The sequence below is a fragment of the Kitasatospora sp. NPDC051853 genome, from assembly GCF_044452665.1.
Lineage (GTDB): Bacteria > Actinomycetota > Actinomycetes > Streptomycetales > Streptomycetaceae > Kitasatospora.
In genome coordinates, this window is record NZ_JBITBY010000002.1 from 718,144 (window position 1) to 742,752 (window position 24,609).

At 74.2% G+C, this 24,609-nt stretch carries 22 protein-coding genes and 4 tRNA genes; 9 read left to right on the forward strand and 17 right to left on the reverse strand.

Annotation, left to right across the window (positions count from 1 at the left end; genetic code table 11):
• Nucleotides 1-7 precede the first annotated feature (7 nt).
• Both ACIA8O_RS07945 and ACIA8O_RS07950 read right to left on the reverse strand, forming a co-directional pair.
• Nucleotides 8-502, reverse strand: coding sequence for a DUF3145 domain-containing protein (locus tag ACIA8O_RS07945; protein ID WP_396292703.1), 495 nt, complete (start codon nt 500-502; stop codon nt 8-10).
• Nucleotides 503-906: 404 nt separating this feature from the next.
• Nucleotides 907-1,956, reverse strand: coding sequence for an NADP-dependent oxidoreductase (locus ACIA8O_RS07950; RefSeq protein WP_396292704.1), 1,050 nt, complete (start codon nt 1,954-1,956; stop codon nt 907-909).
• 94 nt (nt 1,957-2,050) lie between these two features.
• Here ACIA8O_RS07950 and ACIA8O_RS07955 point away from each other — a divergent pair, with 94 nt between their 5' ends.
• From ACIA8O_RS07955 to ACIA8O_RS07965, 3 genes are all read left to right on the forward strand, one after another.
• Nucleotides 2,051-2,512, forward strand: a complete 462-nt coding sequence (locus ACIA8O_RS07955; protein WP_396292705.1) for a MarR family winged helix-turn-helix transcriptional regulator — start codon at nt 2,051-2,053, stop codon at nt 2,510-2,512.
• A gap of 311 nt (nt 2,513-2,823) precedes the next feature.
• Entirely contained in the window at nt 2,824-4,341 is a 1,518-nt protein-coding gene (locus ACIA8O_RS07960) for an LCP family protein (RefSeq protein WP_396292706.1), read from the forward strand.
• 51 nt (nt 4,342-4,392) lie between these two features.
• Entirely contained in the window at nt 4,393-4,578 is a 186-nt protein-coding gene (locus tag ACIA8O_RS07965; RefSeq protein ID WP_396292707.1) for a ribbon-helix-helix domain-containing protein, read from the forward strand.
• A 35-nt stretch (nt 4,579-4,613) separates the two neighbouring features.
• Here ACIA8O_RS07965 and ACIA8O_RS07970 read toward each other — a convergent pair whose 3' ends face one another.
• The 4 genes from ACIA8O_RS07970 to ACIA8O_RS07985 all read right to left on the reverse strand — a co-directional run bounded on the left by ACIA8O_RS07970 (nt 4,614) and on the right by ACIA8O_RS07985 (nt 8,158).
• Entirely contained in the window at nt 4,614-5,495 is an 882-nt protein-coding gene (locus ACIA8O_RS07970; protein WP_396292708.1) for a 1-aminocyclopropane-1-carboxylate deaminase/D-cysteine desulfhydrase, read from the reverse strand.
• A gap of 29 nt (nt 5,496-5,524) precedes the next feature.
• Nucleotides 5,525-7,792, reverse strand: coding sequence for a hypothetical protein (locus ACIA8O_RS07975; protein ID WP_396292709.1), 2,268 nt, complete (start codon nt 7,790-7,792; stop codon nt 5,525-5,527).
• Nucleotides 7,792-7,868: transfer RNA gene (locus ACIA8O_RS07980), tRNA-Pro, on the reverse strand. The genes ACIA8O_RS07975 and ACIA8O_RS07980 overlap by 1 nt, the downstream gene beginning before the upstream one ends.
• A 216-nt stretch (nt 7,869-8,084) precedes the next feature.
• Nucleotides 8,085-8,158: transfer RNA gene (locus ACIA8O_RS07985), tRNA-Ile, on the reverse strand.
• Between the two features lie 236 nt (nt 8,159-8,394).
• Between ACIA8O_RS07985 and ACIA8O_RS07990 the strand changes: the two genes are divergently transcribed.
• Nucleotides 8,395-9,270 carry a trypsin-like serine peptidase gene (locus ACIA8O_RS07990; protein ID WP_396292710.1) on the forward strand — a complete coding sequence of 292 codons (876 nt, stop codon included), beginning with the start codon at nt 8,395-8,397 and terminating at the stop codon, nt 9,268-9,270.
• Nucleotides 9,271-9,506: 236 nt separating this feature from the next.
• Nucleotides 9,507-10,244, forward strand: a complete 738-nt coding sequence (locus ACIA8O_RS07995) for a trypsin-like serine peptidase (RefSeq protein ID WP_396292711.1) — start codon at nt 9,507-9,509, stop codon at nt 10,242-10,244.
• A gap of 113 nt (nt 10,245-10,357) precedes the next feature.
• On the opposite strand, the gene ACIA8O_RS08000 is transcribed toward ACIA8O_RS07995, so the two are convergent.
• Nucleotides 10,358-10,430, reverse strand: a tRNA-Asn gene (locus ACIA8O_RS08000).
• Between the two features lie 39 nt (nt 10,431-10,469).
• A tRNA-Asn gene (locus ACIA8O_RS08005) sits at nt 10,470-10,542 on the reverse strand.
• 254 nt (nt 10,543-10,796) lie between these two features.
• Between ACIA8O_RS08005 and ACIA8O_RS08010 the strand changes: the two genes are divergently transcribed.
• Nucleotides 10,797-11,096 (forward strand): hypothetical protein, encoded by a 300-nt coding sequence (locus ACIA8O_RS08010; protein WP_396292712.1) that lies wholly within the window; start codon nt 10,797-10,799, stop codon nt 11,094-11,096.
• A 192-nt stretch (nt 11,097-11,288) separates the two neighbouring features.
• Complete coding sequence (locus ACIA8O_RS08015; protein WP_396292713.1) at nt 11,289-12,734, forward strand: FGGY family carbohydrate kinase; 1,446 nt, start codon at nt 11,289-11,291, stop codon at nt 12,732-12,734.
• On the opposite strand, the gene ACIA8O_RS08020 is transcribed toward ACIA8O_RS08015, so the two are convergent.
• The 5 genes from ACIA8O_RS08020 to ACIA8O_RS08040 all read right to left on the reverse strand — a co-directional run bounded on the left by ACIA8O_RS08020 (nt 12,731) and on the right by ACIA8O_RS08040 (nt 18,544).
• Complete coding sequence (locus ACIA8O_RS08020) at nt 12,731-13,174, reverse strand: nuclear transport factor 2 family protein (RefSeq protein WP_396292714.1); 444 nt, start codon at nt 13,172-13,174, stop codon at nt 12,731-12,733. The genes ACIA8O_RS08015 and ACIA8O_RS08020 overlap by 4 nt on opposite strands.
• 99 nt (nt 13,175-13,273) lie before the next feature.
• Complete coding sequence (locus ACIA8O_RS08025) at nt 13,274-14,329, reverse strand: RNA polymerase sigma factor (RefSeq protein ID WP_396292715.1); 1,056 nt, start codon at nt 14,327-14,329, stop codon at nt 13,274-13,276.
• Between the two features lie 119 nt (nt 14,330-14,448).
• Nucleotides 14,449-16,359: a DNA primase gene (gene dnaG / locus ACIA8O_RS08030; protein WP_396292716.1), complete on the reverse strand. Its 1,911-nt coding sequence runs from the start codon at nt 16,357-16,359 to the stop codon at nt 14,449-14,451.
• Between the two features lie 9 nt (nt 16,360-16,368).
• Entirely contained in the window at nt 16,369-17,649 is a 1,281-nt protein-coding gene (locus ACIA8O_RS08035) for a deoxyguanosinetriphosphate triphosphohydrolase (protein ID WP_396292718.1), read from the reverse strand.
• A gap of 142 nt (nt 17,650-17,791) precedes the next feature.
• Nucleotides 17,792-18,544 (reverse strand): sirohydrochlorin chelatase, encoded by a 753-nt coding sequence (locus ACIA8O_RS08040; RefSeq protein WP_396292719.1) that lies wholly within the window; start codon nt 18,542-18,544, stop codon nt 17,792-17,794.
• Nucleotides 18,545-18,708: 164 nt separating this feature from the next.
• On the opposite strand from ACIA8O_RS08040, the gene ACIA8O_RS08045 reads away from it, so the two are divergent.
• Nucleotides 18,709-20,784 carry a molybdopterin oxidoreductase family protein gene (locus tag ACIA8O_RS08045; RefSeq protein ID WP_396292720.1) on the forward strand — a complete coding sequence of 692 codons (2,076 nt, stop codon included), beginning with the start codon at nt 18,709-18,711 and terminating at the stop codon, nt 20,782-20,784.
• A 16-nt stretch (nt 20,785-20,800) separates the two neighbouring features.
• Here the strand turns inward: ACIA8O_RS08045 and ACIA8O_RS08050 are convergent, their stop codons facing one another.
• Nucleotides 20,801-21,403 (reverse strand): hypothetical protein, encoded by a 603-nt coding sequence (locus ACIA8O_RS08050; protein WP_396292721.1) that lies wholly within the window; start codon nt 21,401-21,403, stop codon nt 20,801-20,803.
• A gap of 10 nt (nt 21,404-21,413) precedes the next feature.
• Nucleotides 21,414-22,352: an NADP-dependent oxidoreductase gene (locus tag ACIA8O_RS08055; RefSeq protein ID WP_396292722.1), complete on the reverse strand. Its 939-nt coding sequence runs from the start codon at nt 22,350-22,352 to the stop codon at nt 21,414-21,416.
• 119 nt (nt 22,353-22,471) lie between these two features.
• Here ACIA8O_RS08055 and ACIA8O_RS08060 point away from each other — a divergent pair, with 119 nt between their 5' ends.
• Nucleotides 22,472-23,431: a GlxA family transcriptional regulator gene (locus tag ACIA8O_RS08060; protein WP_396292723.1), complete on the forward strand. Its 960-nt coding sequence runs from the start codon at nt 22,472-22,474 to the stop codon at nt 23,429-23,431.
• On the opposite strand, the gene ACIA8O_RS08065 is transcribed toward ACIA8O_RS08060, so the two are convergent.
• A complete protein-coding gene (locus ACIA8O_RS08065) occupies nt 23,407-23,928 on the reverse strand; it encodes a MarR family winged helix-turn-helix transcriptional regulator (RefSeq protein WP_396292724.1) in 522 nt (173 codons plus the stop codon). The two genes, ACIA8O_RS08060 and ACIA8O_RS08065, sit on opposite strands and share 25 nt — an antisense overlap.
• Nucleotides 23,925-24,557, reverse strand: a complete 633-nt coding sequence (locus ACIA8O_RS08070) for a DJ-1/PfpI family protein (RefSeq protein ID WP_396292725.1) — start codon at nt 24,555-24,557, stop codon at nt 23,925-23,927. Before ACIA8O_RS08070 ends, ACIA8O_RS08065 begins: the two co-directional genes overlap by 4 nt.
• Between the last annotated feature and the right edge of the window lie 52 nt (nt 24,558-24,609).

Consider the following 24,609-nt stretch of genomic DNA (forward strand, 5'->3'; position numbering starts at 1 on the left):
CTCCCCGTCAGACCACCTGGTGCAGCCAGCGGACCGGAGCGCCCTCCCCCGCGTAGCGGAAGGGCTCCAACTCGTCGTCCCAGGGCTTGCCGAGGAGCCGGGCGAGCTCGGCCTCCAGGTCGGTGCCCTCGGTCTTGGCCCGCAGCAGCACGGCGCGCAGCCGGTCCTCGGGGATCAGGATGTCGCCGTGGATGCCGGTCACGGCGTGGAAGATGCCGAGCGCCGGGGTGGAGCTGTAGCGCTCGCCCTCGGCGGTGGAGCAGGGCTCGCTGGTGACCTCGTAGCGGAGCAACTGCCAACCGCGCAGGGCGGATGCCAGCTTCGAGGCGATGCCGGGCTCCCCCTGCCAAGAGAGCTCGGCCCGCCAGTGGCCGGGCGCGGCGGGCTGGCGGATCCAGTCGAGGCTGATCCGCACCCCGAGCACGCCCGACACCGCCCACTCGACGTGCGGGCACAGCGCGCGGGGCGCGGAGTGGACGTACAGGACTCCACGTGTCGTCACCGGGACCTCCAGGCTGTGGACGAGGGTCGCCTTCCCCAGCTACCTCGTGCCCGTCGCCGGTCTGCGCTGCTCTGGTCTGATGCGTAACTGTCTCGGTCGTACTGCCCCCGCCGTGCTCACCTTATTCGACATATAGGTAATTAAGTTGAGCAAAACGGACAGCTTTCAACCCAATGCTAGCCCGAACCGCACCGAGGTCTACCCTCGGTGCGGATCTCTCCCCCGAACGGCCCTGTCCAAGAAGCCACCACCGTAGCGCCGCCGGGGCCGCGACAGTTGACGGTCCGTCGGACCGGCGGTGGTGCGCCGCCCGGGACGCGCCCGTGACCGAACCGCCCCCGACCCTGGCGCGGGTCGGGGGCGGTTCGGGGGTGGTCCGCAACTGCCGTGCGGCACGGGTCGGTTCAGTGCTCCAGGCGGACGACCATCTTGCCGGTGTTGTCACCGCGCAGCAGACCGAGGAAGGCCTCGACGGTGTTCTCCACGCCGTCCACCACGGTCTCGTCGTACGTGAGCACGCCCTCCTTGAGCCAGCCGCCCACCTCGGCCAGGAAGCGGGGCTGGAGCGAGTCGTGGTCGCGCACCAGCATGCCCTGGAGCCGCAGCCGCTTGCCGATCGCCAGCGCGAGATTGCGCGGCCCGGCCGGGGCGGAGGTGTCGTTGTACTGGGCGATGGCGCCGCACAGGGTGACCCGGCCGTGCAGGTTGAGCGCACCGATCGCGGCCTCCAGGTGGTCGCCGCCGACGTTGTCGAAGTACACGTCGATGCCGTCCGGGGCGGCGGCGGCCAGCTGCTCGCGGACCGGGGCCTCCTTGTAGTTGAAGGCGGCGTCGAAGCCGTAGCCGTCCAGCAGGGTGGCCACCTTGGCGTCCGAGCCGGCCGAACCGATGACCCGCTTCGCACCCTTCAGCCGGGCGATCTGACCGACCAGCGAGCCGACCGCGCCGGCCGCGCCGGAAACGAAGACGGTGTCGCCCGGCTTGAACGAGGCCACCTCCAGCAGGCCCGCGTACGCGGTCATGCCCGGCATGCCGAGCGCGCCCAGGTAGTAGGAGAGCGGGGCGAGCTCCGCGTCCACCTTCACCGCGTGCCGGGCGTCGAGGGTCGCGTACTCGCGCCAGGCCAGCCCGTGCAGCACCGCGTCGCCCACCTCGAAGCCCTCGGCGTTGGAGGCGACCACGTGGCCGACCGCGCCGCCGTCCATGGCCTTGCCGAGCTGGAACGGCGGGACGTAGGACTTCACGTCGTTCATCCGGCCGCGCATGTAGGGGTCGACCGAGAGGTAGGCGTTGCGGACCAGGATCTCGCCCTCGCCGGGCTCCCGGACCGGCGCCTCGACCAGCGCGAAGTCGGAGGGCACCGGCCAGCCGTCCGGACGGGACACCAGGTGCCACTCCCGGCCGGTGGCGGGCACGGTGGTGGGCGCGGCGGTGGACTCGGCCTGCTCTGCCATGCTGCTGCTCCTCGGAGACTGAAAGGTTGAGTAGGTAAAGCAATCGTGGACATGAAAGGTTCATGTTGTCAAATGTTCAGCTAGACTTGTAGGCATGACCGAGCCCACTCACGGCACTCCGCCGCCCGCCGACGCGATCACCCGCGAGGTCGTGGACCTCATGGCCGGGCTGGTCGCGGTCTTCCACCGCGAGTACGAGGAGGCCGCCGCCGCCCGTTCGCTGACCGGCGCCCAGGCCAAGGTGCTCGCGCTGCTGCGACGCGGCCCGATGCCGATGCGCCACATCGCCCAGACCCTCAGCTGCGAGCCGTCCAACATCACCGGCATCGTGGACCGCCTGGAGGGCCGCGGCTTCGTCACCCGCGAGGCCGACCCGCAGGACCGCCGGGTCAAGCTGGTCGCCGCCACCGAGTCCGGCGACGCCGCCACCGAGGAACTGCGCGAGTCCCTCAACTTCGCCCGGGAGCCGCTGGCCGCCCTGGACGAGGAGGAGCGCACCCAACTGCGCGACCTGCTCCGGCGGATGCTCAAGCACGCGGGCCTCGACCAGGCCTGACCCGGGTTCGGGCTCCGCTCCGGGCCCTGCCCCGGCCGGGGCGGGGCGGGGCCCGACCTGACCAGGTCGCCGCGATCCGGCCGGGCCTCCCACCAGGGCCGTTCCCCCGGCCGGCCCGGCCGCCCCGCCCTGGCCAGCGCGGACACCCCTCCCGAGCAGGGGGGGTGATTGCTCCTGCACGAAACACCCTTGTTAGATTGCGCTTTCGGTGTAACCGACCGCCTCGCCAGACCGTCTATCCGGTGAGAGACCACCGACCATCCCGACGGTTCCCCCGCCGAGCGGCCGCAGCAGAGAGCGCCTCCTCCACCATGACCGACGCCCAGACCCGGCCCGCCCCTGCCCGCGCTCCCCGGGCGCCCCGCTCCCGCCGCGCCCGCCTGGCCCGCGTCGCCGGAGCCACCGCGGGCGTCCTGGTGCTCGGAGTGGTGGGGACCGGTGCCTGGTTCTACCAGCGCCTGGACGAGAACATCACCACCTTCGACGCGGCCGGCATCGCCACCAGCCGGCCCCCGGTCGCCACCCCCGCCGAGGTCGGCGGCGGCGTCCCGGTCAACGTCCTGCTGCTCGGCTCCGACACCCGCAACGACGGCAACGGCGACCTCGGCGGCGGCGACGAGGGCGTCGGCCACTCCGACACCGCGATGCTGCTCCACGTCTACGGCGACCGTCGGCACGCCGTCGCGGTCTCCATACCGCGCGACACCCTGGTCACCGTCCCGCCGTGCCTGCTCCCCGACGGCAAGTGGACCACCAAGCGCACCAACCAGATGTTCAACTCGGCCTTCACCGTGGGCGGTTCGGAGAAGGGCAACCCGGCCTGCAGCCAGAACACCGTCGAGGCGCTCACCGGCCTGCGGGTCGACCACACCATCGTGGTGGACTTCAAGGGCTTCGCCGCGATGACCCAGGCGGTGAACGGGGTCGACGTCTGCGTGCCGAACGCGGTCAACTCCTACGGCATAAAGCTGGCCAAGGGCCGCCAGACCGTCTCCGGCCAGCTCGCCCTCGACTACGTCCGGGCCCGGCACGGCTTCGGCGACGGCTCCGACATCGGCCGGATCAAGCGGCAGCAGGCCTTCCTCTCCTCCCTCATCAAGAAGGTGCAGGACCAGGGCTTCAACCTCACCACCCTGCTCCCGCTGGCCGACGCCGCCAGCCGCTCCCTCACCGTCGACCCCGGCCTCGGCACCCCGATGAAGCTGGTCGACTTCGCGCAGTCGCTGCGCGAGATCAAGCTCTCCGACATCGAGTTCGTCACCGTCCCCTGGGAGTACAAGGGAGACCGGGTCGCCCTGGTCCAGCCCGACACCGAGCGCCTCTTCGACCTCCTCCGCCAGGACCACACCCTCGACGGCCGCTCCACCGGCTCCACCCCCACGGCCTCGCCGTCCGCCTCCCCCACCCCCACCGCCCCGGCCGTCTCCACCCCGCTGACGATCATCAACGCCAGCCGCTCCCCCGAGACCGCCACCAAGGCCGAAGCCGCCCTCAAGGCCGCCGGCTGGACCACCCTCACCACCGGCCCCACCCCCACCACCTCCCGCCGCACCACGGTCATCGGCTACCCCGCCACCCCCGTGAGCCTCGCCGAGGCCGAGCGCCTCGCCGCCCTCTACCCCGACGCCGAGATCCGCCCCGACCCGTCCCTGGACACCCTCACCCTCACCCTCGGCCGCGACCAGGCCCCCGACCCCTCCACGGCGACCCCGTCCGCCTCGACCTCGGCCTCCCCGCTCCCCACCGGCATCCCGTCCGGCATCACCGACAACACCCGCACCGCCGACGCCGACCTCTGCTCCAACCTCACCTACGGCGACGGCGGCTGACGGGCCGGCATCACCCACGCCCTGAACCACGTCTCATCGAGGGAGCACCAGATGCCGCAGCCGCCGGCCACCCGACGCATCACCCTCCACCTGCCCGTCGACCTGGCCGACTGGCTCCAGGGCTTCGCCGAGATCTCGCACCGGTCGGTCGACGAGGTGATCCGGGCGTCGATCGAGGCGGAGAAGGCACGCGTCGAGGCGAACTGGGATCCGCCACGGAGCGGTGACCAGGGCTGACGCCGAGGGAATCGGCGTTCGGGCGCCGCTCGGCACTACTCCGGGTCCGGCAGACCGGTGACGACCACGGTGACCCGGGTCCCGGGGGTCAACTCGCCTGCCACTGCGAGGTGGTGGACAGCACGGAGGGTCTTGGCGACGTAGCGGAGCTCGGGGCGCAGGCCGTGGCGGTGGGCGAACTCCTCGGCAAAGGCGGCGAGTTCGGGCGGGACGCGGCCGTAGCCACCGTGGTGGTGGGCGTGGTCGATCGACCAGGTGGCGAACTGGCGCCCGTAGGCGGCCTGATGGAGGGTGCGGACCTCGTCCTCCAGGTAGCCCTCACCCCGCAGGGCGGCCACGCCCAGCGCACGGGCCCCGCCCGAGAGCCCCGCCGCGATGCCCGCGAGCGTGCCGCCGGTGCCGACCGGGCAGACCACCAGGTCGGCCGGGCCGAGGCCGGGCAGCTCCGCCGGGATCACGGCGGCGCCCCGCACCGCGAGCGCGTTGGAGCCGCCCTCCGGCAGCACCAGCCAGCCGGACCCGGGGGCCTGACGCTCGGTCAGCAGGCGGCGGTAGTCGGCCCGGGAGACGAAGCGCAGCTCCATCCCGTCCGCCTCCGCCGCCCGCAACGACCAGTTCCGCGGCGCCCGTTCCAGCTCCTCGCCCCGCACCACCCCGATGCTCGCCAGCCCGAGCGCCCGCGCGGCCGCGGCCACCGCCCGCAGGTGGGTGGAGTACGCCCCGCCGTAGGTCAGCAGCCCGTGTGCCCCGCCCTCCACCGCGTGCGCGAGGTTCGGCGCGAGCTTGCGCCACTTGTTGCCGGGCACGGTCGGGTGGGCCAGGTCGTCGCGCTTCAGCCGCAGCTCGACCCCGGCCCGCGCGAAGTCCGGGTCGTCCAGCACCTGGAGTGGGGTCGGCAGGTCGGCGGGCAGCAGCATCCGCCCAGCGTACGCGGCCCTCGACGGGCTCAGTCGCGGAGCAGCCAGTGCGGGCCGACGGTCCAGCCGAGGAACCGTCGGGCACGGCCTCGCTCCGCCGTGCCGTCCGTGCCGAAGCGGCCGCCGGCGGCGGTCAGGACGAGGCCTGACACGGCCGGGGCGAGGCGGGGCGGGTGGTCGGCGGTGATCCGTTCGATCACCGCGTCGCGGGCCTGCGGGGTGCAGAGGGAGAGGTGGAAGACCAGCTGGCGCCAGGCGAAGGCGGCGTTCTTCACGGTGGCCAGCGGACGCGGTTGGCGTTCGGCCAGGGCGACCAGCTGCCGGGCGGTGTCGTAGGCGCGCCAGGCCAGTACGTCCCAGTCCTCGTCGGGGGTGACGGACAGCGGGCCGGCCAGGGTGGCGAGGTTGTGGGTGGTGAGGATCTGGGCCTGCTCGATCACCGTGCCGTTGGCGGCCACCGGCCACCTGCCGCCGCGCGCGTCCTTGCCCGCCCGGTCGGTGCAGAGGCGGGAGAAGCCGGCCGAGACGACGGTGCGGCGGTGGCCGCGCTCCTGCTCGGGCAGGGCGAGGACGGCGGCGTAGTCGATGCCGTAGTACCGCTCGTAGAGGGTGCCCCGGAGCAGTCCGGCGGCGGTCTTGGCGGCCTCCAGGAACTTCGGGGTGAAGGTGCCCATGAAGATGTCTGCGGCCAGCTCCTCCACGAACGGGGTGCCCGGCGCGGCCCGCCGGGCGAGTGCGGCCAGTTCGCTCACCAGCGGGTTCGGCAGGATGGTGCCCGGGAAGGTGGTGACCGCCAGGGCGCCCAGGCGGCGCAGCGTGGCGAGTTCGGCCTCGCCCTCTCCCGCGGTGCGGTGCGGTTCGACCGCCCGGACCCAGGGGAGTTCACCGGCCCGCACCTGGTGCTGGTGGTCGAGCAGCAGCAGGGAGCGCCGCCCGGCGAACGCCCGGTGGTGCGTGGCGGCCAGGTTCCCGAGGCTGTGGTCCGGGTAGGCGGTGGCCTCGGCCGCGGCGGCCAACTGCGGTGCCAGTTCGGCCAGTACCTCCGCCGAGGGCACGAGGCCACGCGCGACCAGGGTCTCCACGGGTGCGCTGGTGGCGGCCAGCACCACCCTGCGCAGCACCTCCGGCACCGCGATGCCCGCCGGGACCCCGTCCGCCTCGCCCTCCGCCGCCTCGACCAGCAGCGCCTCCGGATCGGCCAGGCCGTCCTGCTGCGGCAGCGCGAGGAGCCGGCTCACCAGCAGCCGGGCGAGCTGGTGGTGGGAGGGCAGCGCGGCCTGGCCGACCTGGATCCGGCGCAGCTCGGTGTGCTGCTCGGAGCCCGGCAGGCCGCGGCGCTCCACCATGGACCGGACGGCGACCCGCAGCAGCCCGGCCTGACGGGTCGGCAACTCCGCACCGGAGACGGTCAGTTCGAGGGAGATACGGAGGATGCCGAGGTTCCCGCCCGGCTTGCGGTGCTTGCCGCAGAGCTGGTGCGTCGCGGCCAGGGTCCGGTAGCGGAGCAGGAGTTCGGCCCCGCGCGCGTGCCACTCCGGGCCGGGATCGGCATGCAGGACGCCGTCGGGGCCGGTGGCCTCCAGCCAGTGCGAGAGCAGTTCGTCGGAGAACGGCAGCCAGACCGTCAGCGCCTCGCGCTGGGTCTCCACCGCGCGGTTGGGGCCACGGCGCTCCAGTGCCTCGACGGCGTCGGCCACCGTCCGCCGGTGGACGCAGTCCGGTGCGGCCCCCGGGGCGTCGCCGACCGGCGGGGTGAACCGCAGCCGGTCCGCGAACGGGGCCAGCAGGGCAGTCAGTTCGAGCGCGGTCTCCTGCTCTCCGGCCCGGACCAGCCAGGCCACCGTGAGCAGCCCGGCCTCCTCCGGCACGGTCACCCGGTAGCGGCCACTGTCCAGCAGTTCCCAGAGCCGGGTCAGGCCGGTCTCGGTGAGCGAGTGCGCGAACAGCCGGGCGCGGTCCGCCGGGATGCCGGCCGCCCGGCAGGCCTCGGCCTCGTACGGCTGGAGCGGCCCCTCGGCGGCGGCCCGGCCGGTGGCGAAGCCACCGTGCACGACCTCGGGCGTGACCCAGGCGGGCAGCCCGGCCACCGGGGTGCGGCTGCCGATCCGCAGGCTGCCGTCCTTCATCCCGGCCAGCGTGGCGCGCCAACGGTCGAGGCGGCCCTCGGCCCGTTCGCGGGTCGCGGCGTCCGGGTGGGAGAGCGCGGTGACGAAGGCCCGGGCCAGTTGCCCGTGCGCGTAGTCGGTGGAGACGGTGACGGTGCCCGTGGGGCGCTGCTGATCAGCGTTCTTGTCCATGGCCGACGCGGCGGGTCCCGCCCCCGCCCCCTCCGGATCCCGAGTCCGGTGCTCTGTCTCGCTGAGCTACACGTCGCTGGCCCGCAACGGTACGCAGCGGCCCCGGCACCGACAACGCGTTTTCGGCCCGGCCGGGCTGACGGCCGTTCATGCGGGCCGGGCCGCTACCGATCGGGTGAACTTCGGCCCGGGTGGGGCTCGGAGGCGGTGCGCTGGCCCTAGAGTTCTCGGAGGCTGCCTCGCGCGAGGGTTCCGGTGTGGTCACGGGCCTCGGAATGCGGAGGAGTGAGAGTGGGGCGGGTGGGACTCGAACCCACGACCAAGGGATTATGAGTCCCCTGCTCTAACCGGCTGAGCTACCGCCCCGGTTCGCCGTGCCGTCGGCCGAAGTGGCGGGGGCAGCAGCAGACGGCCCGTCAGGGCCGTCCTCCGCAGCATAGCCGGTCATTCCGGCGCGGTGCTCGCCGGGGGTGCATCCGGGTGTGCCGGTGCGCGAGACCCCGTCCGGGTGATCCGGCCTGGCCGGGGGTGCGGCGCCCGCGAAGACTGGAGGCCGGTGGTCGATGAGGCCGGGGTCCGGGATCCGAGGGCGGTGGTGGCGGGTGCGCGGCGCGTGGGTGGCCGGGGTGGTGGCACTGGGGCTGGGGCTGGTGACGGCCGGCTGCGGGAGCACCTCGGGCGGCACGGGTCCGTCGCCCGGCGACCCGGGTGCGAGCGCGAGCCGCAGCCCGCTGACGGCGGCTCAGGCGAGTTCGGCGGCGGCCGCGCACGGCTGGTCGAAGGACCGGATCAAGGCCGCCGTCGCCAAGCACGCCGGCACCACCAGGACGGCCAAGCCGACCCCGCTGAACGCCCTGGTCGGCGCGGTCTTCACGCACAACTCCGACGGCGACCACTTCTGCACCGCCAGCGTGGTGGACAGCGCCGGGCTGAACCTGATCGCGACCGCCGCGCACTGCGTCTACGACCCCAAGGTCGGCCGGCGCGGCGACCTGGTCTTCGTGCCGGGCTACCGGGACGGCGACACCCCGAGCGGGGTCTGGCAGCTGGCCTCGATCACGGTGGACCAGGCCTGGGCGGACAGCGCCGACCCGGACGTGGACGTGGCCTTCGCGGTGGTGCTGCCGCAGAACGGGCAGCAGGTCCAACAGGTGCTCGGCGCCAACAAGTTGGGGATCAACCGGGGCTACGCGCTGCCGGTCAAGGTGACCGGCTACCCGAGCAGCGGCGAGGTGCCGATCACCTGCGCCAACCAGACCTCCCAGCAGAGCCCGACCCAGCTGCGGATCGACTGCCCGGACTACACCGGCGGCACCAGCGGCAGCCCCTGGGTCACCGACTTCGACCCGCAGACCCGCACGGGCACGGTGGTCGGCGTGATCGGCGGCTACCAGGAGGGCGGGGACACTCCGGACACCTCGTACAGCAGCTACTTCGGGGACCGGGTGCAGGCCCTCTACGCCCGCGCGACGGGCTGATCCCGGCGGCCCGGCGGCCCGGCGGGGACCGCCGGACGGGGCTGGCGCGGCGGCGGGCCGGGCTGGTAGACCTGGCAGGAGTCGATCTTCACGACCCCCGTGGATCGCCCGACGGCCGAGGACGGACTTCGATGGCACGCGCACGCGCATGCGCACGGCGGTCCGCCAGGACTCCCGCACCGGCACCGGCACCCGCACCCGCAGCGGCACCCGCCCCGGAGCCCGCCGCCGGGCGCGTGACGCTCCTCACGGCCGCCCTGGCCCTCGCCGCGCTGGCCACCGCCTGCGTCCCGGGGGCGGCCGCACCGGCCGGGGGCGACAGCACCCCGTCGGCCCGCACCGCACCGGCGGGCGCGGCGGCGGACCGGATCGGCACCCTGTTCGTCGGCGGCCCGGACGGCGCCCGGGGCTGCACGGCCAGCGTGGTGAGCAGCCCGTCCCGGAGCCTGCTGGTGACGGCCGCGCACTGCGTGGAGAGCCCGCTCCTCGGCCGCCGGGACGACCTGGTGTTCGCCCCCGGCTACCGCAACGGGAAGCTTCCGCACGGGAGTTGGCCGGTGGAGCAGGTGACGCTGGCCCCGGCCTGGTCGGAGCAGGCCGACCCGGAGTACGACGTGGCCTTCCTCACCGTCGGCGAGGTGGACGGGCGGCGGATCGAGGACGTGCTCGGCGGCTTCCCGCTCGGCACCGACCGGGGCTTCGGGCTCGCGGTCACCGTCACCGGCTACCCGGTCGGCGCCGAGGAGCCGATCACCTGCACCAACCGGACCGGCGAGCAGAGCCCGACCCAGGAGAGCTTCGACTGCCACGGCTACACCGACGGCACCAGCGGCAGCCCCTGGCTGACCGAGGCCGGCGAGGTGGTCGGCGTGGTCGGCGGCTACCAGGAGGGCGGGGCCACCGAGCGGACCTCGTACAGCATCACCTTCGACCACCGGGTGTCCGAGCTCTACCGACGGGCCACCTCGGCCTGAGGCGAGCCTCACAGCGGCCGGTGCCTCCGGAGGCCGGGGCGGGGAAACACGAAGGCCCCTCGGATGTCCGAAGGGCCCTCGCTCTGCGCATCTCACCCGAACCACGGGTGAAGCTCCCCCAATTGGACTCGAACCAATAACCTGCCGATTAACAGTCGGCTGCTCTGCCAATTGAGCTATGGGGGACTGCTGTTGGGTGCGGAACGGCCTGACGGCCCTTCCGGGCTCCCCCAATTGGACTCGAACCAATAACCTGCCGATTAACAGTCGGCTGCTCTGCCAATTGAGCTATGGGGGACCGAGCTTCCGCCTCGCTCCGGAAGGATCTTCCGGCCCGCGGCGTCGGCTGCGGGTCATACATTAGCGCACTCAGGGGGGTGGTCCGCCAATCGCTTTCCCCGGGCAGGTGCCCGGACCCCCGGATCGCCCTCCGTTCGGCGTGCCCGGTGGGCGGGGGCGGGGGCCTGCGGGGATGCTGGTCCCACGGTTCGCCGCGGGGCGGGGCGGGTAGGGCAACGCGGCAGGGTCCGCAAGGAAGGGTGGAGACCGGTCATGTGGAAGCTGACGTTCGTGGTGGGAGTCGGGGTCGGTTACGTCCTCGGTTCGAAGGCCGGCCGGGAGCGGTACGAGCAGCTCGCGGGAGCGGCCCGGCAGGTCGCGCAGAACCCGAAGGTGCAGGACGTGGCGGGCAAGGCCCGGCAGCAGGCCGGAGCGGTGGCCGGGAAGGCCGCGGGTGCCGTCGCCGGCCGGGTCGGCGACCACCTGCCGAACGCCATCACCGACCGGGTGCCGTACCTGAGCGGCAGCCGCTCGGCCGGGCAGGACGACAGCTGGGGCACCTACCGCCCCTGAGAGCCCGGCTACACCGGCCGCACCGGCCGCACCGGGACCGCCGTCCGCATCAGGAGCACCGGGGACACCAGGAGCACCAAGAGCGCCGGGGACACCACAGGCGGTCCCGGAACAGTCCGCTCCCCGTGCCGAACGGGCAACACTTCGGGCGGGCGGCGGTGCAAGGCCACCGGGCTGGGGCATGATCTCGACATGGCCATCGTCGCGGGCATCGACAGCTCCACCACTCGCACCCGGATCGTCGCGTGCGACGCCGAGACCGGCGCCGTGCTGCGCGACGGCAAGGCGCCGCACCCGACCCCCGAGGGTGGTGACCCCCGGGCCACCGAGATCGACCCCCAGCTCTGGCTGCACTCGCTCGGCGAGGCGGCCACCGGCGGCCTGCTGGAGGGCGTCCGGGCGATCGGCGTCTCCGCCCAGCAGCACGGCCTGATCGGGCTGGACGCGGGCGGCGTGCTGGTGCGGCCCGCACTGCTCTGGAACGACCCCCGGTCCGCCGGGGCCGCCGCGCAGCTGATCGACGCGCTCGGCGGCCCCGAGGCCTGGGTGCGGGCGATCGGCTCGGTGCCGGCGCCGACCTACACGGTGGCCAAGCTGCGCTGGCTGGCCGAGCACGAGCCGGCCTCGGCCAAGCGGATCGCCGAGGTGCTGCTGCCGCACGACTGGCTGGTCTGGCAGCTGCTCGGCCACCCCAAGCGCCGCACCACCGACCGGGGCGACGCCTCCGGCACCGGCTACTGGTCCCCCGTCAGCGGCGAGTACCGGCAGGACCTGATCGAGCTGGCGCTCGGTCACCAGCTGCGCGTGCCGGACGTGTTGGGCCCGGCCGAGCCCGCCGGGCACACCCCCGAGGGCCTGCTGATCTCGGCCGGCACCGGCGACAACATGGCCGCCGCGCTCGGCCTCGGCCTCCAGCCCGGCGACGCGGTGGTCTCGCTCGGCGGCAACGGGACCATCTTCGCGGTGCACGACCAGGCCGTGGTGGACGTCACCGGCGCGGTCTCCTCCTTCGCCGACGCCACCGGCCGCCACCTGCCGATGGTCGGCACCCTGAACGCGGCCCAGGTGCTCCGCTCCACCGCCGGCCTGCTCGGCACCGACCTCACCGGCCTCAGCGAGCTGGCCCTGCGCTCCACCGCCGGCTCCTACGGCCTGGTGCTCCTCCCCTACCTGGACGGCGAGCGCACCCCGAAGCTCCCCGCCGCGGCCGGCACCCTGACCGGCCTGCGGGCCGAGTCGATGGCCCCGCAGCACCTGGCCCGGGCGGCCGTCGAGGGCATGCTCTGCAACGTCGCCGACGCCCTGGACGTGCTGCGCGGGCACGGCGTGCAGCTGCGCCGGGTCTTCCTGCTCGGCGCGGTCGGCCGGCTCCCCGCCGTCAAGGAGATCGCTCCGCTGCTCTTCGGCCTGCCCGTGGTGATACCGGCCGCCGGTGACCACGCCGCCCGGGGCGCCGCCCGCCAGGCCGCCTGGGCCCTGGCCGGGACCCCCGAGCCCCCGGAGTGGGAGCTCCCCGACGCCGTCACCCTGGTCGCCGACCAGGAGCACGACCTCGCCATCGGGGACGCCGTCCGCCAGCAGTACCGCACCGTCCGCGACCAGATCCACCCGGAGCTGACGGAGGAGCAGAAGGCCTAGACCAGCCGCGGGGCGAAGGCGGTGGCCACCGCGAGGCTGTCCTCGTAGACGTGGTGACGGGTGATCAGGCCCGCCTCCACGGTGAGGTGGAGGGCGAACCGGGCCCGGTAGGGGCGGCCGGTGGGGCGGGCGGTCTGGCGGATCTCGCCGAGGACCACGGCGTCCGGGCCGTCGACCAGGACGCGCTCGACGGTGGTGCCGTCCGCCTCCGGGACGTGGTGGGCGGCCAACTCCCGGAAGTGGTCGGCCGCTTCGGACCGGGTGGCGCGGTGCCGGATCCACGGGGTGGCGGGGCGGCCGTGCTCGGCGGCGGGCCAGGAGAGCCGCCAGTCGCCGCGCTCCGCGTACAGCTCGGCGATCCGCTCGGGGTCGCCCGCGCCGATCCGGCGGAGCAGCTCCTCGACCACGGACCGGGTGCCGGGAACGGACGTTGACGACATGGCGGCCTCCCTGCCTCGGTGCCGGCACCGGGCCGGTGCGGCGTTGCCGTCATTCTGGGCGGCGGCCACCGACCCGCGCGATTACCTCCGGGGTAAGGCTCAGTCCAGGTAGGCGCGGAGCTGGGCGGTGAAGGCGTGGGCGCGCAGCCGGGTGAGGGTCTTGGCCTCGATCTGGCGGATGCGTTCGCGGGTGACGCCGAAGAGGTGGCCGATCTCCTCCAGGGTGCGGGGGTGGCCGTCGTCCAGGCCGTAGCGGAGCTGGACGACCTGGCGTTCGCGCTCGCCGAGGGTGTCCAGCACGGCGCCGAGGTGCCGGCGCAGCAGGAGGAAGGCGGCGGTCTCGACGGGCGAGGCGGCGTCGGCGTCCTCGATCAGGTCGCCGAGGGCGACCTCGTCCTCGTCGCCGACGGGGGTGTGCAGCGAGACCGGCTCCTGGGCGAGGCGCAGGATCTCCAGCACCCGGGCCTCGGTCAGCTCCAGCGCCGCGCCGACCTCGGCCGCGCTGGGCTCGGTGCCGCGCTCCTGGAGCATGGTGCGCTGCACCCGGATCACCCGGTTGATCAGCTCGACCACGTGCACCGGCACCCGGATGGTGCGGGCCTGGTCGGCCAGTGCCCGGCTCATCGCCTGCCGGATCCACCAGGTCGCGTAGGTGGAGAACTTGTAGCCGCGCGCGTAGTCGAACTTCTCCACCGCGCGGATCAGCCCGAGGTTCCCCTCCTGGACCAGGTCGAGCAGGGTGAGGCCCCGGCCGACGTACCGCTTGGCGACGGAGACCACCAGGCGGAGGTTGGCCTCGATCAGGCGGCGCTTGGCGCGGCGGCCGAGCCGGACCAGGACGGTCAGCTCGACGGTCAGCCGCTCGTCCAACCCGCCCTGCTGGAGGGCCTGTTCGGCGAAGAGCCCGGCCTCGATCTGGCGGGCCAGCTCGACCTCCTCGACGGCGGTGAGCAGCCGGATCCGGCCGATCTCGCGCAGGTACTGCCGCAGCAGGTCGGCGGCGGGCCCGGCGGCCTCGTCCACCGCCGGAGCCTCCTCCGGGTCCGGGTCCGAACCTGGGTGCGGGCCTGGGTGCGGGCCTGGGCCCGGCTGCGCTTCCAGCTCCGACTCCGCCGGTTCGACGGCGGTTTGCACGGCGGAGAGCTCCACGGGCATCCTCCCTCGGCGGTGCACGGCCGTGGGGGAGGCCGTGCCACAAGGGTTGGGATACCCAGGTCGGCACCCGGGGATTCGGGCGACTGTGACTCAGGTCACGCCACCGTCGGCGCGCCCGCTCAGAGCCCGGCCGCCCCGAGGGTCTTCAGCCGCTCCTTGTACTGCTGCAGGGCGAACAGCTCGCTCTGCACGGCGTTGAGCTCCTCGGGGGTGCCGCGCCGGTCGAGCCGCTGGAGGTGGCCGCGGACCTCGGTGATCCGGCGGTCCACCGCCTGGAGGCGGAGCTTGACCAGGAACTCCCCCGCGTAGATGGCGTCGGCGGCCCGCCGGGTGCGGATCGGCTCCACCGTCAACTCGGTGACCAGGGAGCGCACTTGGTCGTCGGGGCAGGCGTCCCGGACGGCCGAGGTGAAGTCCGGCAGGGCGGCCCCGTAGGCCGCGCCACCGGCTGCCCGGACGGCCTGCCGGACGGCGGTGTAGGGCGGGGTGGGGAACTCGTCGTCGCCGTAGTTGTCGAAGGCGGGGCTGACCAGGTCGGGGTGCTGGAGGGCCAGCTTGAGCAGCTCGCGCTCGACGAACTGGGCCGGGTCGCGCGGGTCCAGGCGGTGGACGGGGCGGGCGGCCTGGGCGGGGACGGGGGCGGCCGGGCCGGCGGGGCGGCGCAGCTGGCGGTTCCCGTTCTGCTGGTTCTCCCGCTGCCAGCGGGCGAGTTGGGAGATCCGCCGGACCACGAACTGCTCGTCCAGGATGCCCAGCAGGCCGGCCAGCCGGACGGCGTACTCGTGCTGGATCGAGCGGTCCTTGATCTTGACGATGATCGCCGAGGCCTCCTCCAGCGCCGCGGCCCGGCCCTCGGGGGTGTCCACCCGGTGGCGGTCGACGGCCGAGCGGAGCGCGAACTCGAAGAGCGGCACCGGGTTGTCGATCAGCTCGCGGACCGCCTCGTCGCCCTTGGCCAGCCGGAGTTCGCACGGGTCCATGCCGCCCGGGGTGATGGCGATCGAGGTGCGGGCGGCGAACTTCTGGTCGTCCTCGAAGGCCCGCAGCGCGGCCTTCTGCCCGGCGGCGTCGCCATCGAAGGTGAAGACCGTCTCGCCGCGGTAGGTGGAGGTGTCCATCAGCAGCCGACGGATGATCTTGATGTGGTCCTCGGCGAAGGCGGTGCCGCAGGTGGCCACCGCCGAGGTGACGCCCGCCAGGTGACAGGCCATCACGTCGGTGTAGCCCTCGACCACCACCGCCCGGCCGGACTTGGCGATCTCCTTCTTCGCCAGGTCGAGGCCGTAGAGCACGTGGGACTTCTTGTAGATCGGCGTCTCGGGGGTGTTCAGGTACTTCGGCCCGTTGTCGTCCTCGCGCAGCCGCCGGGCGCCGAAGCCGATCACCTCGCCGCCGCTGTCCCGGATCGGCCAGACCAGCCGGCCCCGGAAGCGGTCGATCAGGCCGCCGCGCTGGCCCTGCGAGGCCAGGCCGCCGAGCAGGATCTCCTTGTCGGAGAAGCCCTTGCCGCGCAGGTAGCGGACCAGGTGCTCCCAGCCCGCCGGGGCGTAGCCGACCCCGAAGTGCTTGGCCGCCTCGGCGTCGAAGCCGCGCTCGGCCAGGAAGCGGCGGGCGATCTCGGCCTCCGCCGACTCCAGCTGCTCCTGGTACCAGGCGGCCGCCACCTTGTGCGCCTCGACCAGGCGGGTCCGCTCGCCCTGCTGCTGGCGGGGCGAGTAGCCGCCCTCCTCGTACCGCAGGGTGATCCCGGCCTGGGCGGCCATCCGCTCGACGGCCTCGGCGAACGAGAAGTGCTCGATCTTCATCAGGAAGGTGATCGTGTCGCCGCTCTCGCCGCAGCCGAAGCAGTGGAACACGCCCTTGCCGGGATGGACGTAGAAGGAGGCGGACTTCTCGTCGTGGAACGGGCAGACGCCCTTGAGCTGACTGCCGCCCCCGTTGGTCAGCTGGACGTAGTCATTGACCACCGCGTCGATGGGCAGCGCGTCGCGCACCCGCTGTACGTCTTCATCCTTGATCCGGCCTGCCACCCCGGAAGTCTACGTCGCCTTCGACTCGATCAAGCGGGAATGCAGGGCGAGGGCGGAGGCGTCGGTGAGGGTGGCGATCTGGTCGATCACCGCGCGCAGGGCGGCCCGGTCGTCCTCGGCCTCCCGGTACAGGGCGGCGAAGACCGGGTCCAGGCCGTACGGGGCGGTGCGGGCCAGCATGTCGGCCAGCTCGGCGATCACGATCCGCTGGCGGGCGCGGAGCTGGGCCTGCTCGTCGCGCTGCATCACGTACCGGACGGCGACGGCCTTGAGCACCGCGACCTCGACCCGCACCTCCTGCGGCACCACCAGCTCGGCGGCGTAGCGGGTGAGCCGGCCCGGCCCGTAGCGGGCCCGGGTGGCCTGCTCGGCGGCGAGGCAGAAGCGGCCGATCAGCTGGCTGGTGAGGTCCTTGAGCCCGGCCCGGGCACGGGCCGAACCGTCGTAGCCCCGCGGCCACCACTCCTCGCCCTGCAGCCTGTCCAGCGCGGCGCCGAACTCCTCGGGCTCCGCCTCGGCGTAGCGGTCGGCGATCTTGAACAGCTCGGACCGCTCCTCGGCGGAGCGCAGCGCGGCCGGGTCGACGTGCCCGGCCTGGATGCCGTCCTCCACGTCGTGGGTGGAGTACGCCACGTCGTCGGACCAGTCCATCACGGTGGCCTCGAAGCACTTGCGCAGCTCGGGCGCACCGGTGCGCAGCCAGCGGAAGACCGGCAGGTCGTCGGCGTAGACGCCGAACTTGGTGGAGGCCGGGTCGGTGGGGTGGGCGCCGTGCGGCCAGGGGTACTTGGTGGCGGCGTCCAGCGCGGCCCGGGTGAGGTTGAGGCCGACGCCCTGGCCCGGGCGGGGGGACAGCGCGGTGGCCGGATCGCCGGGCGGGGCGAAGCGCTTGGGCTCCAGGCGGGTCAGGATGCGGAGCGACTGCGCGTTCCCCTCGAAGCCGCCGCAGCTGCGGGCGGCCTGGTCGAGCGCCTCCTCGCCGGTGTGGCCGAACGGCGGGTGCCCGATGTCGTGGGCCAGGCAGCCCGTCTCCACCAGATCCGGGTCGCACCCCAGGGCCGCGCCCAACTCCCGCCCCACCTGGGCGCATTCGAGCGAGTGCGTGAGCCTGGTCCGCGGGAAGTCACTGCGCATCGGGGCCACCACCTGGGTGGTCCCGGCCAGACGGCGCAGGGCTGCCGAGTGCAGCACCCGCGCCCGGTCACGCTGGAACGCCGTCCGGCCCGGCCGCTTGTCCGGCTCGGGCACCCAACGGGCTTCGGCTGCGGGGTCGTACGCGGTGTCGTCCATATGGAAGTACCGTACGCCGGACAGCCGACATTCCATCAGCACCACACACGAACGCGCACCGCACGCCGGACGAACGTCACCCCACGACGCCCCACGACGGCCGCCCCCGTCCCGTGCCGCAGGTACTCCTCGGCCGCGCTCCCTACCGCGCCACCACCGCCGCGCGGACCGCCGACTGGTAGCGGGCCAGCACCAGGTCCGCCACGGCCGGGTGGGCGCCCAGGGGGGCCGAGACGATCCAGGGGGCCGCGGCGGCCGCCAGGCGGGCGAAGTCGCCCGGGGCGGTGAAGTAGGAGGCGACGGCGATCCGGCGGTGACCCTCGGCGGTGAGGCGGGCGACGGCCTCGGTCACGCTCGGGCCGCCCGCCGCGACGGTGCCGACCCGGACGGGGACACCGAGGCGGGCGGCGAGCAGAGCGGCCTGGGCCTCGGTGTCGGTGGCCGCGTCCGGGTCGCGGGAGCCGGCCGAGGCGAGCACCACCGCGTCGCCGTGCGGGCCCCAACCGGCCTCGGCCAGGCGGGTGTCGAGGATCTCCGTGAGCCGGCCGCCGGGCCCCAGCGGAGCCGTCACCACGCCGGCCACCTGCGGTGCGGCCGCCAGCAGCGCGGGCAGGTCCACCTTGACGTGGTAGCCCCGGCTGAGCAGCAGCGGCACCAGGGCGGCCGGGCCGCGCAGCCCGTCCAGCACCTCGGGCAGCAGCGGCGCGTTGAGGCCCAGGTGGGCGAGCCGGACGTCGAGTTCGGGGCGGCGGGCGCGGAGCAGGGCGGCCAGCCGGTGGATCTCGGCCAGCGTGCCCGGGTCGCGGGAGCCGTGGGCCACCAGCACCAGGGCCGGGCGGCGGGCGGCGTGCAGCACCCGGACGGCGGCCGGGCCGGTGGTGGAGGTCGTCGTCATGCGGACCAGCCTGCCCGTCCCCTGTTTCACCGCGGGGCCCGCCCCGGTCAATCCGCCGTTAACCCGACCTCACAGTGCCCCGTCCCGCCCCCGAGAGGGCGCCGAGCCGCAGCCGTAACGCACGGGCCGCCGGGCCGAAACACCCCGGCCGCAGGCTGGCGGGCATGAGCGATGCAGCCACCGACACCCACTGCCCCTACTGCGCCCTGCAGTGCGGCATGGGCCTGCGGCGCACCGACGACGGTGCGGCGCCGGTGGAAGTGGTCGAGCGCCCCGGTTTCCCGGTCAACCTCGGGGCACTCTGCGGCAAGGGTGCGAACGCCGCCGCCGTGCTCGCCCCGGGGACCCGGCTGACCACCCCACTGGTCCGCCGGGACGGCGAGCTGCGGCCCGCCGGCTGGGACGAGGCGCTCGACCGCATCGCCGCCGCCGTCACGGCCACTGCGGGGGCCCACGGCCGGGACGCCGTCGGGGTGTTCGGCGGCGGCGGGCTGACCAACGAGAAGGCGTACCTGCTCGGCAAGTTCGCCCGGGTGGTGCTGCGCACCTCGGCGATCGACTACAACGGCCGGTTCTGCATGTCCTCGGCCGCGGCCGCCGGGGTGAAGGCCTTCGGGCTGGACCGGGGGCTGCCGTTCCCGGTCGAGGACATCCCGAGGACCGGCTGCGTGATCCTGGTCGGCGCCAACCCGGCCGAGACCATGCCGCCCTTCGTCCGCTACCTGCGCGAACTCCGGGAGAACGGCGGCACGTTGATCGTCGTGGACCCGCGCCGCACCCGGACCGCCGAACTGGCCGACCTGCACCTGGCCCCGCGCCCCGGCGGCGACCTGGCCCTCGCCCTCGGCCTGCTGCACCTGGTGATCGCGGACGGCCGCACCGACGAGGCCTTCATCGCCGGGCGGACCACCGGCTGGCCGCAGGCCCGGGCCGCCGCGATGGCCCACTGGCCGGAGCACGTGGAGTCCGTCACCGGCGTCCCCGTGCCCCAACTCCGGGAGGCCGTACGGCTGTTCTGCGAGGCCGAGCGGGCCATGGTGCTCACCGCCCGCGGCCCCGAGCAGCACGCCAAGGGCGTGGACACCGTCGGCGCCTGGATCGACCTCTGCCTGGCCACCGGCAACGCGGGCCGCCCGTACGCGGGTTACGGCTGCCTCACCGGCCAGGGCAACGGCCAGGGCGGCCGCGAGCACGGCCAGAAGGCCGACCAGCTGCCCGGCTACCGGAAGTTGGACGACCCGGCGGCCCGGGCCCACGTCGCCGCCGTCTGGGGCGTGCACCCCGACACCCTGCCCGCCCCCGGACGCAGCGCGTACGAGCTGCTGGACTCGCTCGGCGGGGAGGTGCGCGCCCTGCTGGTGGCCGGGTCCAACCCCGTGGTGTCGGCACCGCGTTCGGCCCACGTGACGGAACGGCTGCGCTCGCTGGACTTCCTGGCCGTCAGCGACGTGGTGCTCTCCGAGACCGCCGCACTGGCGGACGTGGTGCTGCCGGTCACCCAGTGGGCCGAGGAGACCGGCACCATGACCAACCTGGAGGGCCGGGTCATCCTGCGGCGCAAGGCCGTCGACGCCCCGGACGGCGTGCGCAGCGACCTGGACGTGCTGCACGGCCTGGCGGCCCGGCTCGGCCACGGCGAGGGCTTCCCCACCGAACCGGAGAAGGTCTTCGACGAACTGCGGCGCGCCTCGGCCGGCGGGGTCGCCGACTACTCCGGCATCAGCTACTCCCGGATCGCGGCCGAGGACGGCGTCTTCTGGCCCTGCCCCGACCCCGGGCACCCCGGCACGCCACGGCTGTTCCTGGACCGCTTCGCCACCCCGGACGGGCGGGCCCGGTTCGCCGCGGTGCAGCACCGCCCGGCGGCGGAGGAGCCGGACGCCGAGTACCCCGTCCGCCTCACCACCGGCCGCGTCCTGGCCCACTACCAGTCCGGCGCCCAGACCCGCCGGGTGGCCGCCCTCACCGCCGCCGCCCCCACCCCCTTCGTCGAACTGCACCCCCGTCTCGCCGACCGCCTGGGCATCCAGGAGGACGAGCCGGTCGTGGTGGTGAGCCGCCGCGGCCGGACCGTCACCCCCGCCCGGCTCACCACCGCCATCCGGCCCGACACCGTCTTCATGCCCTTCCACTGGCCCGGCGAGGGCAACGCCAACGTCCACACCAACCCGGCCCTGGACCCGACGTCGCGGATGCCCGAGTTCAAGGTCTGCGCCGTCCGCCTGGAGAAGCCGGAGTGACCCCTGCGGGGAACCGCTACAGCGGGACGTGCGCGCCGAACATCGGCTCGTCCTCGTCCACCACCAGGGATTCGCGGTGGTGCTCCACCATCCGGCGGGTCTCCTCGTCGGTCTCGGTCAGCCAGGCCCGCTCGAGTGCCGCCGCGTGGTGCGGTGCCCCGCAGTCGATGGCGTAGAGCAGCTCCCAGCCGGCCCGCCGCACGGCCGGCTCCGGCCGGTCGAGCATCGCGTAGTAGCCCGGACGCCCCGTCAGCAGCAGGCCCCGGACGCGCTCCAGCATCCCGGTGTTCCCCGCCGCCGCCTCCGAGTCGTCGGGCTCGGCGAAGGCCAGGTCGTAGAGCACGCCGGCGGCCTCGACGGCCGCCTCGACGGTGGGCGAGGCGCAGAGCGCCGTGAGGAACGGCACCAGGTGCTCGGCCGCCTCGAAGTAGCGGTTGGAGGCGACGTCGTAGCACTCGTGCGCGGCGTCCGCCGCCGCGCCCCAGATGTCGGTGGTGCCCTCCTCCCCCGCCTCCATCGCCCGGAGCGCGACCGGGATGTTCCCGGCGTCGTGGCCGGGCCCGGGCACCCGCATGCCCGCCCACGGGAGGTCGTCCAGTCCGTCCAGCAGCGTCGTCATACCGCGAAGGCTAGGCCCGGGGGCCGACGGTGAGCACGATCTTGCCGGCGGTCCGTCCGGTCTGGCTGAGGGCGTGGGCCTCGGCGACGCGCTCCAGCGGGAGTTCGGTGCTCACCGAGGGCCGCAGCAGCCCGGCCCCGGCCAGTGCGGCCAGCTCCCGCAGGCCCGCCTGGTCGGCCTCCACCGCCATGAAGCCGGCCCGCAGGCCGCGCGCGGCGGCCCGCTCGGCGAGGTACTGCTCGGCCGGGGAGGCCAGCGAGACCAGGATGCCGCCCGGTCGCAGCACCTCCAGCGAGCGCGGCCCGTACTCCCCGCCGACCGGGTCGACGACCACGTCCACCGGCTCCACCGCCTTCTCGAAGTCCACGGCGGTGTAGTCCACCAGCTCGTCCGCGCCGAGCCCGCGCACGAAGTCGTGCTTGGCGGCCCGGGCGGTGCCGATCACGTACGCGCCCCGGGCCTTGGCGATCTGCACCGCGAGGTGGCCGACCCCGCCCGCCGCGGCGTGCACCAACACCCGCTGCCCGGGCAGGACTTCGGCGGTGTCCACCACGGCCTGCCAGGCCGTCATGCCGACCAGCGGGACGGCCGCCGCCTGGACGTGCGTCAGCGCGCCCGGCTTGCGCACCAGGTGGCGGGCCGGGACGGTGACGTACTCGGCGTACGTGCCGGCCGGGGCGGGGTGGCGCGGCATGCCGAAGACCTCGTCGCCGACGGCCAGCGTGGTGACGCCGATGCCGACCGCCTCGACCACGCCGGAGACGTCCCAGCCCAGCGGGACGATCCGGCCGGCTAGGCCGCCGCTGCTCCGGTGCCAGACGTCGGTCGGGTTGACCGAGGTGGCGAGCACCCGGACCAGCACCTCGGCCACGCCGGGCTCCGGCCGCTCCACCTCCACGACCTTGAGCACCTCGGGGCCGCCGAACTCGTCCTGGGTGATCGCACGCATCGTCATCTCTCCTGGTGGGAAGGGGTGTTCGCGGCCGGTCCGGCCGCCGACACCAAGATCCCCCGTTCCACCCCGCCCGGACGAGTGGCAAGATTGCCGATATCTGAAAGGATCTCGCCATGCACCGTGTGGTCACGCTCGCCCTGGACGGCGTCTACCCCTTCGAACTCGCCATCCCCAACCGCATCTTCGGCGTGGCCGAGGGCCCGGACGGCACTCCCCTGTACGAGGTGGTCACCTGCTCGCTGGACGGCGGCCCGATCCGCACCGAGGCCGACTTCACGGTGCGGGTACCGCACGGGGCCGAGGTGATCGCGACCGCCGACACCCTGGTGATCCCGCCGTTCACCTGCGACACGGACGGCGAACAGGACTGGCTGCCGAAGGAGTTGGCACGGGCCCTGGGCCTGCTCCGCCCCGGGGCGCGGATCGTCTCGATCTGCACCGCCTCCTACGTGCTGGCCGCCGCCGGGCTGCTGGACGACCGGTCCGCCACCACCCACTGGACCGACGCCGGCGACTTCCAGCGGGCCTACCCCCGGGTGCGGGTGGACGCGGACGTGCTCTTCGTCGACAACGGCGAGGTGCTCACCGCGGCCGGATCGGCGGCCGGGATCGACCTCTGCCTGCACCTGATCCGGCGCGACCACGGCTCCGAGGTGGCCAACCGGGTGGCCCGGCTCTGCGTGGTGCCGCCGTGGCGGGAGGGCGGCCAGGCCCAGTACATCGAGCGGCCGGTGCCCGAGCCGGCGGAGGCGAGTACCGCGGCCACCCGCGCCTGGGCCCTGGCCAACCTCCACCAGCCGCTCCCGCTGGCGGAGTTGGCGGCCCACGCCCGGATGAGCGTGCGCACCTTCTGCCGCCGCTTCAAGGACGAGACCGGCCTCCCGCCGGGCCAGTGGCTGATCCACCGGCGGGTGGACCACGCCCGGCGACTGCTGGAGACCACCGACCTCCCGGTGGACGAGGTCGCCCACCGCTCCGGCTTCGGGACCGCCGTGTCGCTGCGCCAGCACCTGGCCGCCACCATCGGCGTGGCCCCGCTCGCCTACCGTCAGTCCTTCCGCTCCCCCGTCTGACCGGAGCCACCCACCGGACCCGGGCCACCCACCAAACCCGGGCCGCCCGCCTCCAGCCCTTCCAGCGCCCGGACGAGCCGCTCCAGCACCTCCGCCACCACCGCGAACTCCGCCTCCCCGCCCAGCCGTTCGGCCAGCCCGGCGGCGACCACGGCATGCCCCGGGGTGATCCGGGCGACGGCCGCGTAGCCGGCCTCGGTGGGGGCGAGCAGCTTGGCGCGGCGGTGCGCGGGGTTGGGCCGGTACTCGGCCAGGCCCTTCCCCACCAGGAGGTCGGCGATCCGCTGGACGCTCTGCCGGGTGATGCCCATCGCGCGGGCGATGCCGGCCACCGGCAGCGGCTCGGTCAGCACCGCGCCGAGCACCTGCCACCAGGCCGCCGTCAGCCCGGCCGGGGCGGCCAACTCGTCCGCCACCCCCAGGAACTGGCCGTTCAGCCGGAAGACTGCCAGCGCCGACCGGCTCAACGACGAAGCGGCCGAAGGGAGTTCGCTCACCGCTGGGCCGCCGCTTCCAGCACCCCGTAGGCGCTCGGGTCGGAGTGGCGGAACAGCCGGTACCAGGCGTCCAGCACCTCCGGCTCCATCACGTCCAGCCGCCCCAGCACCTCACGTGCGAAGGCCACCGGCTCGGTCGGCCCGGCGGTGATCAGCAGCCCGTCCTCGGAGGTGACGGCCTCCGCCTCCCGGTAGCCCGCACTCCCCTGGTAGCCGGGCTGGAAGCCCAGGTACCCGGCCGCCGCCGAGGTGTGCGCCCGCCCGTCCAGCAGCCCCCGCCGGGCCAGCCCGGCCGTCGCCCCGCAGATCGCGGCCACCGGCACCCCGGCCGCCACGAACTCCGCCGCCTTCTCCGCGAACGGCGCCAACTCGTCACCGGCATCCCAGAGTTCGGCTCCCGGCAGGATGAGCAGCGCGCTCTCCTCCGGCGTCAGTTCGTCCAGCGCGAGCTCGGGCAGCACCCGCAGGCCGCCCATGGTGACGGCCTCGCCGACCCCGACCGTACGGATCCCGACGGAGCCGGCGGACGACCGGTGGGCCATCCCGCTGCGCAGGTGGGCGACGGCGTAGCCGTACTCCCAGTCGGCGAGCGTGTCGTAGACGGCAAGGTGCACGGTGCGGTGCTGCATGGCTCCTCCTCGAATCCCTCTATCGACAGCATCCTGTCATATTGACAGCATC

Coding starts and splice junctions, on each gene's coding strand:
- ACIA8O_RS07950 (WP_396292704.1), bottom strand. CDS start 1,956: ATGGCAGAGCAGGCCGAGTCCACCGCCGCGCCCACCACCGTGCCCGCC.
- ACIA8O_RS07955 (WP_396292705.1), top strand. CDS start 2,051: ATGACCGAGCCCACTCACGGCACTCCGCCGCCCGCCGACGCGATCACC.
- ACIA8O_RS07960 (WP_396292706.1), top strand. CDS start 2,824: ATGACCGACGCCCAGACCCGGCCCGCCCCTGCCCGCGCTCCCCGGGCG.
- ACIA8O_RS07965 (WP_396292707.1), top strand. CDS start 4,393: ATGCCGCAGCCGCCGGCCACCCGACGCATCACCCTCCACCTGCCCGTC.
- ACIA8O_RS07970 (WP_396292708.1), bottom strand. CDS start 5,495: ATGCTGCTGCCCGCCGACCTGCCGACCCCACTCCAGGTGCTGGACGAC.
- ACIA8O_RS07975 (WP_396292709.1), bottom strand. CDS start 7,792: ATGGACAAGAACGCTGATCAGCAGCGCCCCACGGGCACCGTCACCGTC.
- ACIA8O_RS08010 (WP_396292712.1), top strand. CDS start 10,797: ATGTGGAAGCTGACGTTCGTGGTGGGAGTCGGGGTCGGTTACGTCCTC.
- ACIA8O_RS08015 (WP_396292713.1), top strand. CDS start 11,289: ATGGCCATCGTCGCGGGCATCGACAGCTCCACCACTCGCACCCGGATC.
- ACIA8O_RS08020 (WP_396292714.1), bottom strand. CDS start 13,174: ATGTCGTCAACGTCCGTTCCCGGCACCCGGTCCGTGGTCGAGGAGCTG.
- ACIA8O_RS08025 (WP_396292715.1), bottom strand. CDS start 14,329: ATGCCCGTGGAGCTCTCCGCCGTGCAAACCGCCGTCGAACCGGCGGAG.
- ACIA8O_RS08035 (WP_396292718.1), bottom strand. CDS start 17,649: ATGGACGACACCGCGTACGACCCCGCAGCCGAAGCCCGTTGGGTGCCC.
- ACIA8O_RS08040 (WP_396292719.1), bottom strand. CDS start 18,544: ATGACGACGACCTCCACCACCGGCCCGGCCGCCGTCCGGGTGCTGCAC.
- ACIA8O_RS08045 (WP_396292720.1), top strand. CDS start 18,709: ATGAGCGATGCAGCCACCGACACCCACTGCCCCTACTGCGCCCTGCAG.
- ACIA8O_RS08050 (WP_396292721.1), bottom strand. CDS start 21,403: ATGACGACGCTGCTGGACGGACTGGACGACCTCCCGTGGGCGGGCATG.
- ACIA8O_RS08055 (WP_396292722.1), bottom strand. CDS start 22,352: ATGCGTGCGATCACCCAGGACGAGTTCGGCGGCCCCGAGGTGCTCAAG.
- ACIA8O_RS08060 (WP_396292723.1), top strand. CDS start 22,472: ATGCACCGTGTGGTCACGCTCGCCCTGGACGGCGTCTACCCCTTCGAA.
- ACIA8O_RS08070 (WP_396292725.1), bottom strand. CDS start 24,557: ATGCAGCACCGCACCGTGCACCTTGCCGTCTACGACACGCTCGCCGAC.